Annotated in this window: 13 protein-coding genes; 6 read left to right on the forward strand and 7 right to left on the reverse strand. The window is 71.5% G+C overall.

Translation table 11 applies throughout. From position 1 onward, the window contains the following. Nucleotides 1-7: 7 nt before the first annotated feature. The 5 genes from KUM40_RS20475 to KUM40_RS20495 all read left to right on the forward strand — a co-directional run bounded on the left by KUM40_RS20475 (nucleotide 8) and on the right by KUM40_RS20495 (nucleotide 6,314). Nucleotides 8-1,111 (forward strand): aliphatic sulfonate ABC transporter substrate-binding protein, encoded by a 1,104-nt coding sequence (locus KUM40_RS20475; RefSeq protein WP_217167463.1) that lies wholly within the window; start codon nucleotides 8-10, stop codon nucleotides 1,109-1,111. A 66-nt stretch (nucleotides 1,112-1,177) separates the two neighbouring features. Continuing rightward, complete coding sequence (locus KUM40_RS20480) at nucleotides 1,178-1,987, forward strand: ABC transporter ATP-binding protein (RefSeq protein WP_217167464.1); 810 nt, start codon at nucleotides 1,178-1,180, stop codon at nucleotides 1,985-1,987. Next, a complete protein-coding gene (locus KUM40_RS20485; RefSeq protein ID WP_217167465.1) occupies nucleotides 1,974-2,885 on the forward strand; it encodes an ABC transporter permease in 912 nt (303 codons plus the stop codon). Before KUM40_RS20480 ends, KUM40_RS20485 begins: the two co-directional genes overlap by 14 nt. A gap of 8 nt (nucleotides 2,886-2,893) precedes the next feature. Continuing rightward, a complete protein-coding gene (locus KUM40_RS20490; protein WP_217167466.1) occupies nucleotides 2,894-3,664 on the forward strand; it encodes a sirohydrochlorin chelatase in 771 nt (256 codons plus the stop codon). Nucleotides 3,665-4,034: 370 nt separating this feature from the next. Then, nucleotides 4,035-6,314 (forward strand): MMPL family transporter, encoded by a 2,280-nt coding sequence (locus KUM40_RS20495; protein ID WP_217167467.1) that lies wholly within the window; start codon nucleotides 4,035-4,037, stop codon nucleotides 6,312-6,314. A gap of 70 nt (nucleotides 6,315-6,384) precedes the next feature. On the opposite strand, the gene KUM40_RS20500 is transcribed toward KUM40_RS20495, so the two are convergent. The 5 genes from KUM40_RS20500 to KUM40_RS20520 form a co-directional block, all read right to left on the reverse strand. Then, nucleotides 6,385-7,638, reverse strand: a complete 1,254-nt coding sequence (locus tag KUM40_RS20500) for a glycosyltransferase (protein WP_217167510.1) — start codon at nucleotides 7,636-7,638, stop codon at nucleotides 6,385-6,387. Between the two features lie 68 nt (nucleotides 7,639-7,706). Then, complete coding sequence (gene erm(O) / locus KUM40_RS20505) at nucleotides 7,707-8,489, reverse strand: 23S rRNA (adenine(2058)-N(6))-methyltransferase Erm(O) (RefSeq protein ID WP_217167468.1); 783 nt, start codon at nucleotides 8,487-8,489, stop codon at nucleotides 7,707-7,709. A 314-nt stretch (nucleotides 8,490-8,803) separates the two neighbouring features. Beyond that, nucleotides 8,804-10,087, reverse strand: coding sequence for an ABC transporter substrate-binding protein (locus KUM40_RS20510; RefSeq protein WP_217167469.1), 1,284 nt, complete (start codon nucleotides 10,085-10,087; stop codon nucleotides 8,804-8,806). Continuing rightward, the gene (locus tag KUM40_RS20515) at nucleotides 10,087-10,920 is read right to left on the reverse strand and encodes a carbohydrate ABC transporter permease (RefSeq protein ID WP_217167470.1); all 834 of its coding nucleotides are present in this window, start codon (nucleotides 10,918-10,920) and stop codon (nucleotides 10,087-10,089) included. The genes KUM40_RS20510 and KUM40_RS20515 overlap by 1 nt, the downstream gene beginning before the upstream one ends. After that, nucleotides 10,917-11,864: a carbohydrate ABC transporter permease gene (locus KUM40_RS20520; protein WP_217167471.1), complete on the reverse strand. Its 948-nt coding sequence runs from the start codon at nucleotides 11,862-11,864 to the stop codon at nucleotides 10,917-10,919. Before KUM40_RS20520 ends, KUM40_RS20515 begins: the two co-directional genes overlap by 4 nt. A 152-nt stretch (nucleotides 11,865-12,016) precedes the next feature. Here KUM40_RS20520 and KUM40_RS20525 point away from each other — a divergent pair, with 152 nt between their 5' ends. Next, nucleotides 12,017-12,883 carry a phosphotransferase enzyme family protein gene (locus KUM40_RS20525; RefSeq protein ID WP_217167472.1) on the forward strand — a complete coding sequence of 289 codons (867 nt, stop codon included), beginning with the start codon at nucleotides 12,017-12,019 and terminating at the stop codon, nucleotides 12,881-12,883. 67 nt (nucleotides 12,884-12,950) lie between these two features. On the opposite strand, the gene KUM40_RS20530 is transcribed toward KUM40_RS20525, so the two are convergent. Beyond that, a complete protein-coding gene (locus tag KUM40_RS20530) occupies nucleotides 12,951-13,685 on the reverse strand; it encodes a 3'-5' exonuclease (RefSeq protein ID WP_217167473.1) in 735 nt (244 codons plus the stop codon). Between the two features lie 124 nt (nucleotides 13,686-13,809). Beyond that, nucleotides 13,810-15,057: an SAV2148 family HEPN domain-containing protein gene (locus KUM40_RS20535; protein ID WP_217167474.1), complete on the reverse strand. Its 1,248-nt coding sequence runs from the start codon at nucleotides 15,055-15,057 to the stop codon at nucleotides 13,810-13,812. Nucleotides 15,058-15,352: the final 295 nt, after the last annotated feature.

The raw sequence follows: 15,352 nt of genomic DNA on the forward strand, positions 1-15,352 counted from the left end.
ACCTCCCGTGCCTGCCACCACCGCCCTGCGCCGCACCCTGGCGGTCATAGCCGCGCTCCCCCTCCTGGCCCTGGCCGGGTGCGGGTACGGCTCCCAGGCCAAGGACGACGACACCGTCAAGATCGCGGCGGGTGCGGAGAAGATCGACGGTCTCGACTCCGTCCGGATCGGCTACTTCGGCAACATCACCCACGCCACGGCGCTGGTCGGCAACCAGAAGGGCTTCTTCCAAAAGGAGCTGGGCGCCACCGAGGCCAAGTACGCCGCCTTCAACGCGGGCCCCTCCGAGATCGAGGCACTGAACTCCGGCTCCATCGACATCGGCTGGATCGGCCCCTCCCCCTCGATCAACGGCTACACCAAGTCCGGCGGCAAGAACCTGCGCATCATCGGCGGCTCCGCCTCCGGCGGCGTGAAACTCGTGGTCAACCCCGACAAGATCAAAACCCTGGACGACCTCAAGGGCAAGCGCATCGCCACCCCCCAGCTCGGCAACACCCAGGACGTCGCCTTCCTCAACTGGATCGCCGAACAGGGCTGGAACGTCGACGCGCAGAGCGGCAAGGGCGACGTGACGGTCGTACGCAGCGACAACAAGGTCACCCCCGACGCCTACGAGGCCGGCTCCCTGGACGGCGCCTGGGTGCCCGAGCCGACCGCCTCCAGGCTCGTCGCCGAGGGCGGCAAGGTACTGCTCGACGAGTCGACGCTGTGGCCGGACAAGAAGTTCGTGATCACGAACATCGTCGTGTCGCAGAAGTTCCTCAAGGAGCACCCCAAGGCCGTCGAGGCCGTACTCAAGGCCTCCGTCGACACCAACGAATGGATCAAGGCCAACCCCGGCCAGGCCAAGGCCGCGGCCAACAAGCAACTGGAGAAGGACACCGGCAAGGCCCTGCCCGCCGACATCCTCGACCCGGCATGGAAATCGATCCAGGTCACCGACGACCCACTGGCCGCCACCCTCGACGCCGAGGCCGAGCACGCCGTGAAGGCCGGCCTGCTGGACAAGCCGAACCTGGACGGCATCTACGACCTCACCCTGCTCAACAAGGTCCTCAAGGCCAAGGGCCAACCCACCGTCGACGACGCCGGACTCGGCACGAAGTAGACCCGCAACCGCCCCCGCGACAGTCCCCCGCAACCGCCCCGCATCCGTCCCCAGGAGGTGACGACCATGACCACGACCACGCCCACGACCACGCCCCCCATCGCCGAGGCCGCCGACGGCAGCGAGTCGGCCACGCCCGCCGCCCGGATCGAGCACGTCTCGAAGTCGTTCGCGGGCCCCGCCGGGCAGCAGCTCGTACTGGACGACATCAGCCTCGACGTCGCACCCGGCGAGTTCGTCACCCTCCTGGGAGCCTCCGGCTGCGGCAAGTCCACCCTGCTCAATCTGGTGGCCGGCCTCGACAAACCCACCACCGGCGCCATCACCACCGACGGACGCCCCGCCCTGATGTTCCAGGAGCATGCCCTCTTCCCCTGGCTCACCGCCGGCAAGAACATCGAACTCGCCCTCAGGCTGCGCGGCGTACCCAAGTCGGAACGCCGCGACAAGGCCGAGGAACTGCTCGAACTCGTCCGGCTGAAGGGCGCCCACGGCAAGCGGGTGCACGAACTGTCCGGCGGAATGCGCCAGCGGGTCGCGATGGCCCGCGCGCTGGCCCAGGAGAGCAGGCTGCTCCTGATGGACGAGCCGTTCGCGGCCCTCGACGCCATCACACGCGACGTGCTGCACGACGAACTGACCCGCATCTGGCGCGAGACACGGCTGTCCGTCCTGTTCGTCACCCACAACGTCCGCGAGGCCGTCCGCCTCGCCGAGCGCGTGGTGCTGCTGTCCTCCCGGCCCGGACGCGTGGCACGCCAGTGGACCGTCGGCATCCCGCAGCCCCGCCGCATCGAGGACACCGCCGTCGCGGAGCTGTCCGTCGAGATCACCGAAGAACTGCGTGGGGAGATCCGCCGACATGGCCAGCACTGACACGACGCGTCCCGCCGAGGGCGCGGGCCCGAAGGACGGCGGCGATCTCGCCGGTCTGGAGGCGGGCCTGGACGCGCTGGAGTCGGTGCAGCAGGGACGCACGCCGCTGCGGCAGACCTTCGTGGAGAAGATCCTGCCGCCCACCGTCGCCGTACTGCTGGTGCTGGCCGTGTGGCAGGCACTGGTGTCGTTCAAGATCGTGGACGATCCGACCAAGCTGCCCGCACCCTCCGACGTGTGGAACGTCGTCCACCAGGCCTGGCTCCAGGGCGAACTGCTCGGCTACATCTGGACCAGCGTCTCCCGCGGCCTGCTCGGCTTCTTCTTCGCCCTCCTGATCGGCACCCCGCTGGGACTGCTGGTGGCACGGGTGAAGTTCATCCGCGCGGCGATCGGCCCGATCCTGTCCGGCCTCCAGTCCCTGCCCTCGGTCGCCTGGGTACCGCCCGCCGTGATCTGGCTGGGCCTGAACAACACGATGATGTACGCCGTCATCCTCCTCGGCGCCGTCCCCTCCATCGCCAACGGCCTGGTCTCCGGCGTCGACCAGGTCTCCCCGCTCTTCCTCCGCGCCGGCCGCACCCTCGGCGCCACGGGGCTGAAGGGCACCTGGCACATCGTGCTGCCCGCCGCACTGCCCGGCTACGTCGCCGGCCTCAAACAGGGCTGGGCCTTCTCCTGGCGCTCACTCATGGCCGCCGAGATCATCGCCTCCTTCCCCGACCTCGGCATCGGCCTCGGACAATTGCTGGAGAACGGCCGCAACGCCAGCGACATGGCCATGGTCTTCGAGGCCATCCTGCTCATCCTCACCGTCGGCATCGCCATCGACCTGCTCATCTTCAGCCCGCTGGAGCGCTGGGTACTGCGCAGCCGCGGCCTGCTGGTGAAGAGCTGAGGCGCCGCATGCACCGTCCGGTCCGCACCCTCCGTCCCGCCCGGCCCGTCCTTCTGGTCGTCGCCCACGGCAGCCGCGACGCGCGGCACGCCGCGACCGTGCACGCCCTGGTCCGCCGGGTGCGGGCGCTGCGCCCGGACGTACGGGTGGAGACCGGCTTCCTGGACTTCAACGTCCCCTCGGTGCAGGGCGTGCTGGAGTCCCTGGACGCGGAGGGGGTGCGGGACGTGGTGGCGCTGCCGCTGCTGCTGACCCGCGCCTTCCACGCCAAGTCGGACATCCCGGCGGTCCTCGCGGACGCGCCGCCGCGCCTGCGGATCCGGCAGGCCGAGGTGCTGGGCCCCTCGCCGCTGCTGCTGTCGGCGCTGGAGCGGCGGCTGTACGAGGCGGGCCTCACGCCCGCCGACAAGTCCTCGACCGGGGTCGTACTGGCCTCGGCGGGGTCCTCCGACCCGGAGGCGATCGCAGTGATCGCTGATATCGCGCGGGAGTGGCGGCACACCGGTTGGTGCGCCGTGCGGCCTGCGTTCGCCTCCGCATCCCTTCCGCGCACCGAGGACGCCGTACGGCGGTTGCGGGCGCTGGGCTGTGCGCGCGTCGCCGTCGCCCCGTACGTCCTGGCGCCCGGCTTCCTGCCGGACCGTATCGCGCGGGGCGCGGCCGGGGCGGACGTGCTGGCGGACGTCCTGGGCCCCTCGCCGGAGGTGGCGCGGGTCCTGCTGGAGCGGTACGACGCGGCGCGGATGCCGGTGGCGGTGTCGGTGGCGGTCGGGGCCTGACGGCACGAGAAGACCGTCGTGCCCCGTGGGGGTGGGCACGACGGCCGGGTCCGCGGCGGGCGGACGTGCGCGCCACTCTCGCCGATGCGACGTGCGGGGTTCAACCACTTCACGCGCCTGTGACTTAATCAACAACTTTTCAAATGAGCGCCGACGCGGCACCGCACCCCTGATCCGAGGCCCCCGGAAATCCCGGTAGATGTAAGGGGCCGGTGTCCTCCTCAGCGGTGAGCGCGGCGATACGGAGGGATGAGCCGGCGCCCTCGTACGTCACCGGAGAGCACGACGCCACGACCTTATGCGGGCCATACCTTCGAAACGCGAGGTGGCGGCAGGGGGCCGGCACCGCTCACGAGGGGGCAGGCCCGTCATGCGGAACCGAGAGACACGGGTGCGGGGCATAGCCGCCCGGGCCGGCGGCTGGAGTGCCCGGCACCGATGGGCCGCCGTCGGGATCTGGATGCTGTTCGTCGTCCTGGCGATGGGGCTCGGGTCGGCGGCCGGCCGGGTCGACGTCAAGGACAGCGACCAGTTGGGCGGCGAGACGCACACCGCCGCCAGGATCGTGGAGAACGCCGGGATCGACGAACCGGCCAGTGAGAGCGTCCTGATCCAGTCGAAGGACGGGGGCCCGAAGGCCACGGACGCCGAGTTCCGCGCCGCGGTCGGCGCGGTCGTCACCGCGGTGGAGGGGACCGGGAAGGTCACGGGCGTGACCTCGCCGTACGACGCGAAGACGATCTCGAAGGACGGCCGCAGCGCGCTGGTGCAGTTCGACATGCGCGGCGAGGCGGACACCGCGGGCGAGCGGGTCGAGCCGGTGCTGAAGGCCGTCGAGGGCGTGCAGAAGGAGCACGGGTCGCTGCGGATCGAGGAGATCGGCGGCGCCAGCATGATGAAGACGTTCGACGACGCGTTCGGCGACGACTTCAAGAAGGCCGAGTACTCGGCGGTGCCGGTGGCCCTCGGCATCCTGCTCGTCGCCTTCGGCGCGCTGGTGGCGGCGCTGGTCCCGGTGGCACTGGCGATCACCGCGATCGTCGCGACCATGGGTCTGGTGGGCCTGGTCAGCCACGTCCAGCCGATGAGCGAGACCGCCAACTCCGTGATGCTGCTGGTCGGTCTGGCCGTCGGCGTCGACTACTGCCTGTTCTATCTGCGCCGCGAGCGCGAGGAGCGCGCCGCCGGGCGGGACGCGCGGACGGCGCTCCAGATCGCCGCCGCGACCAGTGGCCGGGCGATCGTCGTCTCCGGTGTCACGGTGTGCGTGGCGATGGCGGGCATGCTGTTCACCGGTATCGCCGAGTTCGAGGCGATGGGCCTGGCCTCGCTGATGGTGGTCGCGGTCGCGATGGTCGGCTCGGTGACGGTGCTGCCGGCGCTGCTGTCCCTGCTGGGCGAACGGGTCGAGAAGGGCCGCGTGCCGTTCCTGCGCCGCCGGAAGCCGAGCGGTGGCACGGGTGAGGGCAGCCGGTTCTGGACGGCCGTCCTGCGACGGGTGCTCGCCAAGCCGCTGCTCGCCGCCGCGGTGGCCGTCGGTGCGCTGCTGGCCGTCGCCGCGCCCGCCCTCGGTATGAAGACGCAGAACCTCACGCTGGACCAGGAGTTCGGCGACTCGCTGCCCATCGTGCAGACGTACAACCGGGTCAACGAGGCGTTCCCCGGCGGTTCGGACCCGGCCGAGGTGGTCGTGAAGGCCGACGACATCAACGCGCCCGAGGTACGGGCCGCACTCGCCGACTTCCAGGACCGGGCGATCAGTTCGGGGGCGTCGCGCGGGCCGGTCGACATCACGGTGCACGACGAGCAGAACATCGCGCTGGTGTACGTCCCGCTGGTCGGCGGCTCCGACCAGGACAAGGCGGGCGAGAGCCTGGACAAGCTGCGGGACGACGTACGGCCGGCGACGCTGGGCGAGATCGACGGCGTCGAGGCCCCGATCACCGGGCAGGTCGCCGGTTCGAAGGACTTCAACGACCAGTTGGTCGGGTCGGTCCTGCCGGTCATCGTGTTCGTGGTGGTCTTCGCCTTCCTGCTGATGCTGCTGTCGTTCCGTTCGCTGACCATCGCGCTGACCTCGATCGTGCTCAACCTGCTGTCGGTGGGCGCGGCGTACGGCATCCTGGTCGCCGTCTTCCAGCACGGCTGGGGCGCCTCGCTGGTGGGCGCGGAGGGGGTGGGCGCCATCATCACTTGGCTGCCGCTGTTCCTCTTCGTGATCCTGTTCGGTCTGTCGATGGACTACCACGTGTTCGTGGTCTCGCGGATCCGCGAGGCGCGGCTGCGCGGGCGGAGCACTCAGGAGGCGATCCAGCACGGCGTGGTCACCACGGCGGGGGTCGTCACCAGTGCGGCCGTCATCATGGTCGCGGTGTTCGCCATCTTCGGCACGCTGTCGATGCAGTCCATGAAGCAGATGGGCGTGGGCCTGGCGGCGGCGGTGCTGATCGACGCGACGATCATCCGGGGCGTGCTGCTGCCGGCCGTGATGTCCCTGCTCGGCGAGCGCAACTGGTACCTGCCGAAGTGGCTGCACCGGCTGCCGGACCTCACCCACGACGAGTCGGCCGAGGCGATCGCGCCGACGGCGCGTGGCGGCGAGGGCGAGCGCGGGGAGCAGGGGGAGCTAGGCGAGCGGGTCGGGGTCTGAGCGGCCCGCGACGCGGGAGGGCCCGTCGGTTCCGGGGGAACCGACGGGCCCGTCCGCGTCGCCGCTCGGGTCAGGCCCTCGCGGCCGCCAGTTCCGCCTCGATGAGGTCGGCCGCGCGCCGGGTGCCGCCCTCCTCGGCCATCTGGCCCTGGATCTCCGTCAGCCGCCCGGCGACCTCCGGGTCGGCGACCAGCGCGAGGGCGGCGGTGCGCAGCGCCTCGGCGGTGGCGTCCTCGGTGGGGAGCACGCGGGCGACGCCGAGTCCCTGGAGCATGTCGGCGTTGCCGAACTGGTCCGCGGCCTGCGGTACGGCGATCATCGGCGTGGCGGTCGCCAGTCCCTCCTGGCTGCCGCCGGCACCCGCGTGGGTGACGAACAGGTCGGCCTGCTGGAGGATCGCCAACTGCGGCACCCATGTGCGTACTTCCACGTTGTCCGGTACGTCGCCCAGCTCGGCGGGGTCGACGTGCCGGCCGATCTGGAGCACCGTGTGCCAGCCGGGCAGCTCGCCGAAGGCCTTGACGCACTCCCGGTAGAACGACGGCTGCTTGGTGAAGGCCGACCCGAGGGAGACGAGGGCGACCTTCTCGGCGCCGGCGGGGCGGGTCCAGTCGCCCTCGGCGGTGCGGTCGCCCTGGCAGGCGCCGACGAACGTGTACGCCTTCTCGTCGACCCGGTCGGCGTTGGGCTGGAGCGCCCTGGGGATCAGCACGAGGGAGCGGTCGGGGCGGCCGACGAACGGGTCGGGGTGGTCGGTGATCCCGTTCTCCTCCAGCCAGGCGTGGAAGCGGGCGTAGTACGCCTGGCCGCGCTCGGTCTTCAGGGGCTCCTCCCACATCGGCTCGCCGACCTCCTGCTCGTACCCCTCCCAGGCCACCATGCAGGGCGACAGGGAGACCACGGGCACGTCCCAACGGCGGCCGAGGACGCGGGCGGGGTAGGAGGCGATGTCGTGCAGGACGAGGTCCGGCCTGTCGCCCTCGTAGGCCTCGGTGAGCTGCGGGAGCGACTGGATCGCGTCGTCGAGGAAGGGCTCGACGTTGTCCAGCAGGGTGCTTCCCCACGCCTCCGGGTCGGCGTCGGGGCCTGGCAGGGTGCTGTTCCAGAGCTTGGGTTCGGCGCCCGTCCCGGCGACCTTCTCCGCGAGGAGCGGCGGGATCGCGTACGTCACCCGGTGTCCTCGCGCGACGAGCTCGCGGATCACCTCGAGGCTGGGGTTCACGTGGCCGTAGGCGGCGATGGAGAACATGGCGATGTGAGCGGGACTGGTCATGCGCCGACCGTACGCGAGACGATACGTCTCGTGCAACTGGTTTCGGTTCATCTCGTGCGGCTCCTTTCGGTTCATCTCGTGCGACTCGTTTTGCTTCATTTCGTGCGGCTCCCTTCGCTTCATACCGCCAGCTCCTCGTGCAGGCGCAGCCACCGGCCGGGGGCCACCTCGCCGACGAGTACGCCGGGGTCGAGCCGCGCGGCCCGGAACGCCGCGTCCACCCGGCGCCGGGGGTGGGCGCGGCGCAGGGACGCGTGCAGTGAGCCGCCGACGCCCGAGAAGCCCAGCTCGACCAGGTCCGCCCAGCCGCGGCGGGCGGCGGCGCCGGTGAGCAGCGGGGTGTCGCGGCGTTCGAGGCGGAGGATGCCGGCGTCGACGCGCGGCGCCGGCCGGAAGCGGTACCGGCCCACCCGGCCCGCCAGCCGCCACTCGTGACGCGGCCAGGTCAGGACGGTGAGCAGGGTCCAGCGGCCGTAGTCGCCGGTGCGTTTGCGGGCGTACTCGAGCTGGGTGAGGAGGGTGGCGTCGGTGAGGCCGGGTGCGGTCAGGCACCAGTCGACGATGTCCGCCGTCCGGGAGAAGGGCACGTTCCCGGCGACCGAGAACGGTGCGCGCGGGGGCCGCGCGGTGAGGAAGTCACCGGCGACGACGTGGACGTGGGGGAAGCGCGCGAAACGGGCGCGGAGCCCGGGGACGAGCCGGGCGTCGATCTCGTAGGCGTGCAGCTCGCGGCTGCGGCGGGCGAGCGGCTCGGTGAGGGCGCCGTTTCCGGCGCCCACTTCGAGCAGGAGGGGAGGGTGCCGGCTGTCGGGGGCGGCGAGCCGGGCGACGTGTTCGGCGGTGGAGCGGTCGGCGAGGAAGTTCTGCGAGAGCGTGCGCGCACGCGAAGTGGAGCGGGCCATGGCCTGCGATCCTTTGTCTTCCGTGAAAGGGGCGGAAAAGGGCAGCCGAAGGCCCTGACCGGAAGACGAAGGCGAAAATGGGTACGCGGAGGCTCAGCCCCGCCGCACGTGTGAGACGTGTGTCAGCGGCGGGGGGACCCCGGGCCGGTCAGGGCTCCGGGGCCACGACGCATCCTGATGGAGTACGTGCAGCCCCGGCCGAGACCGGAGTTGAAGACCGCGTTGAAAGCTGCCACGAACGGCACGTTAGGCGGCCGCGTGCCGGACGGGCAACGGGTTTTCGGGCGGACGGGCGGACGGGGCGGCCCGGCCCGTCAGCGCTGGTACCGGGCGAGTACGAGGTTTCCGTCCTCCTGAAGTCTGTGGCGCAGTTCGTCCATGCCGATCGCCCCGCTGTAATACTCCTGGAGCGCGGGCGTCGCCACCTTGTCCTTCCACTCGGCATAGCCGCGCACTGACTGCGCGGGCGCCGAGCGCAGGTGGCTCGCGAGGGCGGTGCCGGTGGCCCAGCCCCGTTCGGAGGTGTGCAGGGCGGGGTCCTTGAGGGCCTCCTTGCCGGTCGGCAGCATCCAGTCGCCCAGTGCGAGGCGCACCATGTTGTCCGGCTGGAGGAGGAAGTCGACGAACGCGGCGGCCTCCTTCTTGTGCGGGCTGTCCTCGGCGATCGACAGGGTCTGCGGGCTGACCCCCTGAGTGAGCCCGTCGCTGCCCGCCGGGGCGGGCAGCACCTGCCAGTCGAAGCCCTCGGGGGCCTGCTGCTCGATCTGCTGGCGGTAGGAGAACCCGAGCGGCACCATCGCGTACTTGCCCGCGAAGAAGCCGGGCAGGGTGTCGGAGCCGCCACTGCCGAGCGTGGTGGGAGAGGCGCTGTGGTCGGTGTCGACCTGATCGTGGATGGTGCGGGGCACGACCTGGTCGCCCTCCTCGAAGCGGACGGTGACCTTGCCGTCCGCGCCGCGGTGGAAGAGCTGTCCGCCGGTGGACAGGGACAGGTTGAGCGTGGCGGACACGGGCTCCTTGAGCGGCCAGGCCACCCCGTACGTCCCGTCGCCGCTCAGCTTCTTCGTCACCTGCCGGAACTCCGGCCAGGTCCAGGGGTGTTCCGGCGTGGGAATCCGGACGCCCGACTTCTTCAGCAGGGTCGCGTTGGCGATCAGTACCCGCGGTTCCTGGAGGAAGGGCACGCCGTAGACGCCGTCGTCGAAGGTGACCGTCTCCCAGGCGCGCTGTGGGATGTCCGACTTCAGCCGCGCGGGCAGCAGGTCGGTCAGGTCGGCGAGGTAGCCGCCGTAGGCGAAGTCCGCGAGGTCATCGGAGGCGTCGTGGATGATGTCGGGCGCCTCGCCGCCCTCGAAGGAGGTGAGCAGTTGGTCGTGGACGCTGTCCCAGCTCCCCTGGACGTACTCGACGCGCACGTCCGGGTGGGTGGCGTTCCACTCCCGCACCAGCTCTTTGTTGACCTTGACCGACTCGTCCTGCCAGGCCAGGGACTGGAAGCGCAGGGTGATCCGGCCGTCGTCGGCGCCGCCGCCGCCCTGGGTGCAGCCCGCGAGGAGCAGGGCGAGGGCGAGGAGCAGGGTCACGGTTCTCGTGCGCATCAGCTCTTCACCGCCCCGGTGAGCATGCCGCCCGTGATGCGTCGCTGGATGAGCGCGAAGACGACCAGTGAGGGCAGGGTCGCCAGGAAGGCCGCCGCGGCGAGCGGGCCGAGGTCGGCGACGCCCTCGGCGCCGATGAAGTGGGTGAGAATCACGGGCAGGGTCTGTTTCTCCGGTGTCTTCAGCAGCACCAGCGCGAAGAAGAACTCGTTCCACGCGGTGATGAACGCGAACAGGGCCGTCGCCACGATCCCCGGCGCGAGCAGCGGCGCGGTCACCGACACCAGGGTCCGCAGCCGCCCGGCGCCGTCGACCGCCGCCGCCTCCTCCAGCTCGGCCGGTACGGCGCGGACATACCCGGCGAGCATCCACAGCGCGAACGGCAGCGACCACACGACGTACACCATCACAAGGCCGGGAACGGAGTTGATCAACCGGAGGTTCTTCAGGACCAGGAAGAGCGGGATGATCAGCAGGACGAAGGGGAAGGCCTGGCTGACCACGACCCATCCGGTGGCCGCCCTGCTGAGCCGGCCGCGGCGGCGGGCCATGACATACGCCATCGGCGTGGCGATCAGCACGGCGATCACGGCGGCGCCGAGCGCGGCGAGCAGGGAGTTGAACGCTGCGTGCAGCAGCGGCTGTTCGTCGAAGGCCTGCCGGAAGTTGTCGAGGGTGGGGTGCTTCGGGATCCAGGTGGGGTGCAGGCTCGCCAGCTCGCGCGGTGGCTTGAACGCGATGGAGATCAGCCAGAGGAACGGGAACGCCAGGAAGACGAGGTACGCGAGCAGCGCGGCGTACTGGCCCACGCGGGCCCCGGTCGAGGTTCTCAACGCTCGCCACCTCCCTTGGACTCGCCCCTGAGCCGGCCGACCAGGAAGACGGCCAGCAGAACGGAGATCACGGCGACCATGACGCAGCCCATCGCCGCCGCGTAGCCGAACTGCCCGTACCGGAAGGCCTCTTCGTAGGCGAAGAGCATGGGCAGCCGGGTGCGGCCGCCGGGTCCTCCGTTGGTCAGCACGTAGACCAGGGCGAAGGAGTTGAAGTTCCAGATGACGTTGAGCGCGGTGATGGCGAGGGCGACCGGTCTCAGGGCGGGCCAGGTGACCGTGCGGAAGCGGCGCCAGGCTCCCGCGCCGTCGACCGCGGCGGCCTCGTGCAGCTCGCGCGGGGTGTTCTGGAGTCCCGCGAGCAGGGCGACCGTCGTCTGCGGCATCCCCGCCCAGACTCCGACGACGATGACGGCGGGCAGGGCGGTGCCGAGGCCGCTGAGCCAGTCGTGGCCGTCGCCGAGGCCGAGGTCGCGCAGGGTCTCGTTGAGGATGCCGGCGTCCGGGTTGTAGACCAGCCGCCACATGATGCCGACGACGACCTCGGGCATGGCCCAGGGGATGATCGCGAGGGCCCGGGCCAGCCAGCGCAGCCGCAGGTTCTGGTTGAGCAGCAGGGCGAGACCGAGCGCGAGCAGGAACTGCGGCACCGTCACGCCGACGGCCCACAGCAGGCCGATCCGGAAGGACTCCCAGAACAGCGTGTCGTGCAGCAGGTCCTGGAAGTTCAGGGTGCCGATCCACTGGGTGGGCTCCGTGCGGCCGGACTGGGCGTCGGTGAACGCCAGCATGATGCCGTAGAGCAGCGGCCCGACGCTGAGGACCAGGATGGGGATCAGCGCGGGCAGCACCAGGAACCAGGCGCCGTGATCCGGTCCGCCCCGTGGGCGGTCCGGGCCGGGCGCACGGCGCGCCGGTCTCCTCGAATCGGTCACCAATGTCACGTAATCAGCCCCTTTGCACGGCTCGAACGGGCCTGGTCATGGTCGTGAAGGCGCCGTGCCCCGTCAAGAGCCCGCGCACACGCTCCCACCAGTACGAATGCGACACTGGCGGACGGATGGCGGGAACCCGAAGGACACGGAGGCACGGGACGATGGACGAGGCACGGGCGCGGGAGGTGCTGGCCGCGGCGGAGGTGCTGCCCGGTGCGGCACGGGAGGCGCGGCTGCTGGCCCTCGGCGAGAACGCGGTGTTCGCCGCCGGTGACATGGCGGTCAAGGTGGGCCGCGACGCCGAACTCCTCGAGCGGGCCCGCCGGGAGCTGGCCGTCGCGGTGTGGCTGGAGGAGGCCGGTGTGCCGGCGGTGCGGGCGGCCGACCCGACGGCGCTGTTCGTCGACGGGCACCCGGTGACCGTGTGGCGGCGGCTGCCCGACCCGGTGCGGCCCACCGAGCCGCGGGACGTGGCCGCGCTGCTCCGGTTCGTCCACGAACTCCCCCTCCCCTCCTCCTTCGAGCTGCCGTCCCGCGAACTGCTGGGCGGTGTGGAACGCTGGCTGCGGCTCGCGGGCGACGTGATCGACCCGGCGGACGCCGCGTATCTGCGCGGGCGCAGGGACGGCTTCGCGTCGGCCGCCGCCGCACTCGTCCCGCGCCTGACGCCGGGGCCGATCCACGGGGACGCGCTGCCCCGCAATGTGCACGTCGGTGCCGACGGGCCGGTCCTGATCGACCTGGAGACCTTCTCCGCCGACCTGCGCGAGCACGACCTCGTGGTGATGGCGCTCAGCCGGGACCGCTACGGGCTGCCCGCCGAGGCCTACGACGCCTTCACCGCGACCTACGGCTGGGACGTGCGTGAGTGGGACGGGTGTGAGGTGCTGCGCGGTGCCCGGGAGACCGCCAGTTGCGCATGGGTGGCCCAGCACGCGCCGAGCAACCCGAAGGCACTGGCCGAGTTCGAGCGCAGGGTGGCGTCACTGCGGGACGAGGACCCTACGGTGCGCTGGTACCCCTTCTGACCTTCTGCCCCTTCTGGCCTTCCGCCCCGTCTGGCCTTCTGCCACCGGGGTACGGGGAGGCGTCGGGTCAGACCCGCTCGTCGGCCGGTTCCCCGGCCGGATCGCGCAGCGGCCAGGTGCCGTCGACGACGGCCGTGGCGTCGCCCTTGCGGCGCAGGAAACTCTGGAAGTCCGCCGCCCACTCGGCGTACCACTCGATCTGGCGGCGGTGCAGCTCCGCCGGGCCGAGGGACGCGACCTTGGGGTGGCGGCCGGCTATCGCGCGGGCCAGCCGGGCCGCGGCGAGGGCGTCGGCCGTGGCGTCGTGGGCCGCGTCGAGCGGGACACCGTACTCCCGGCAGACCGCTTCCAGATTGCGCTTGCCCCGGCGGTAGCGGTCGACGGAACGGTCGATGGTGTACGGGTCGATGACCGGGGCCGGGTCCAGGCCGCCCAGGCGCTCGCGCAGCGACGGGAGTCCGTGGCGCCGCAGTTCGGCGGAGAGCAGGGTGAGGTCGAAGGCCGCGTTGTAGGCGACGACCGGGGCGCCCGCCTTCCAGTGGTCCGCGAGGACTCCGGCGATGGCGTCCGCGACCTGGCCGGCGGGCCGGCCCTCACTGGCCGCGCGTTCGTTGCTGATGCCGTGCACCGCCACCGCGTCCGCCGGGATCTCCACGCCCGGGTCGGCCAGCCACTCCCGGCGGCCCAGCGGCTCCCCGCCCCTGACCTCGATCACGGCCCCCGTGACGATGCGCGCCTCGCGCGGATCGGTGCCCGTCGTCTCCAGGTCGAAGCCGATCAGCAGCTCCCGGTGCCAGCCCATGGGCGGTCCCCCTTCTTGGTGGTGCGTTCCCCCAGTGGTCTCCACCCTCCCACGGGCCACTGACAATCAGAGGATCGCATTCCGCTTATCCCGTCCGCACCGCGCCCGCACCCCGGCTCGACATTCACGACACCGGACGCGAATCGGCCCACATCAGCTCGAACTCCTCACGGTAGGTGGGGAAGAGTCCGCCTTCGTCGAGCCGGCCCGACTTCACGACCTTGCCGCCGTTGCGCCCGTTGCGCAGCACGAGGACCGGCGCCTCCATCCCCCGGGTGCGGCGCAGATAGGACTGTACGACCGCGATGCCGTCGGCGCCGTCCCCGTCGACCAGGTAGGCCGTGAAGCGGGGCGTCTCGTCGAAGACCTGGATCTCGAACGCGCCCGGGTCCCGCAGCCGGGCACGCACCCGGCGCATGTGCAGGATGTTCATCTCCACGGCCCGGCTCAGCTCGCCCCGCTTGATGCCCAGTTCGCGCTCGCGGCGCTTGATCGCGCTGGAGGCCGGGTTGAGGAAGAGCAGCCGCACCCGGCCGCCGGACTCGGCCATCCGCACCAGGCGGCGGCCGGAGAAGTTCTGCACGAGCAGGTTGAGGCCGATACCGAGGGCGTCCACGCGACGGGCGCCGCCGAACAGGTCCTCGGCGGGGAACTGGCCCAGCAGCCGCACCCGGTCCGAGTGCACGGCGACCACGTCGGCGTAGCGGTCGCCGACCAGGTCCTCCACCGCGTCGACCGGCAGCCGGCGCGCGGAGGGCACGTCGCCGCCCGCGCCGAGCACCTCGAGGAGCCGCGCCGAGGCCCGTTCGGCCTGGCTCAGGACCGCCTCGGACAGCGCCCGGTTGCGGGAGACGACGTTGCGGGTGACCTCCAGCTCGTCCAGGGCGAGTTCGACGTCGCGGCGCTCGTCCACGTAGGGCTCGAAGCACGGCCAGTGCTGCACCATCAGCTCGCGCAACTGCGGCAGGGTGAGGAAGCTGAGGACGTTGTCGTCGGCCGGGTCGAGCAGGTAGCCCTTGCGGCGGCTGACCTCACGGACCGCGACGGCGCGCTGCACCCACTCCTGACCGGCGGGTCCGGCGGCGGCGACCACCCAGTCGTCGCCGTGGACCGGTTCGTAGATGGGCCGCAGGACGGCGGCCACGACGGCGCGCAGGCGCTGCTCTACGAGGTTCAGCCAGATGTAGGCCCGGCCCGCCCGCTGCGCACGCGTGCGCACCTCGTGCCAGGCGCCGGCGTCCCAGTCCAGTTCCGGACCGATCGCGCCCGCGTCCATCGGCCGCGCCAGGGACACCGCACCGGGCGGGACGTCCGTGGAGTTCCCCTGATGACCGTCGTCACCAGGAGGCAGCTCCAGCCCTCCCGAGCCCACCCGAGTACCGCCTTCCGCTCCCCCGGAGCACTGCCGGGGACACCCCGTCTCAACGATCAAGGAAGGGTACTCCGGGAGCGGTCCGCGGTGCAGCCCGATGGACGGGCCGGTTTTCCCAACATCCTTGATCCACAAGCGTGTTCCGGTCGCCCTGACACCAGGGAGTGAGCGGATTCATAGCGGTGACGTGCCCGGGTGCGGGGAAGGATCCCCCGCGCCCGCCCCGGGGCGGGTACGGAGCGGGTACGCAGCGGAACGCCGAAGGGTGGGTAGGAGGACGTACGTGCTAGGCGGT

It is taken from the genome of Streptomyces sp. AC512_CC834 (assembly GCF_019049325.1).
Taxonomy (GTDB): Bacteria; Actinomycetota; Actinomycetes; order Streptomycetales; family Streptomycetaceae; genus Streptomyces.

What these genes read in the sequence shown, in the direction of transcription:
- KUM40_RS20480 (WP_217167464.1), top strand. Translation starts at nt 1,178, where the DNA reads ATGACCACGACCACGCCCACGACCACGCCCCCCATCGCCGAGGCCGCC.
- KUM40_RS20485 (WP_217167465.1), top strand. Translation starts at nt 1,974, where the DNA reads ATGGCCAGCACTGACACGACGCGTCCCGCCGAGGGCGCGGGCCCGAAG.
- KUM40_RS20490 (WP_217167466.1), top strand. Translation starts at nt 2,894, where the DNA reads ATGCACCGTCCGGTCCGCACCCTCCGTCCCGCCCGGCCCGTCCTTCTG.
- KUM40_RS20495 (WP_217167467.1), top strand. Translation starts at nt 4,035, where the DNA reads ATGCGGAACCGAGAGACACGGGTGCGGGGCATAGCCGCCCGGGCCGGC.
- KUM40_RS20500 (WP_217167510.1), bottom strand. Translation starts at nt 7,638, where the DNA reads ATGAACCGAAACCAGTTGCACGAGACGTATCGTCTCGCGTACGGTCGG.
- KUM40_RS20510 (WP_217167469.1), bottom strand. Translation starts at nt 10,087, where the DNA reads ATGCGCACGAGAACCGTGACCCTGCTCCTCGCCCTCGCCCTGCTCCTC.
- KUM40_RS20525 (WP_217167472.1), top strand. Translation starts at nt 12,017, where the DNA reads ATGGACGAGGCACGGGCGCGGGAGGTGCTGGCCGCGGCGGAGGTGCTG.
- KUM40_RS20530 (WP_217167473.1), bottom strand. Translation starts at nt 13,685, where the DNA reads ATGGGCTGGCACCGGGAGCTGCTGATCGGCTTCGACCTGGAGACGACG.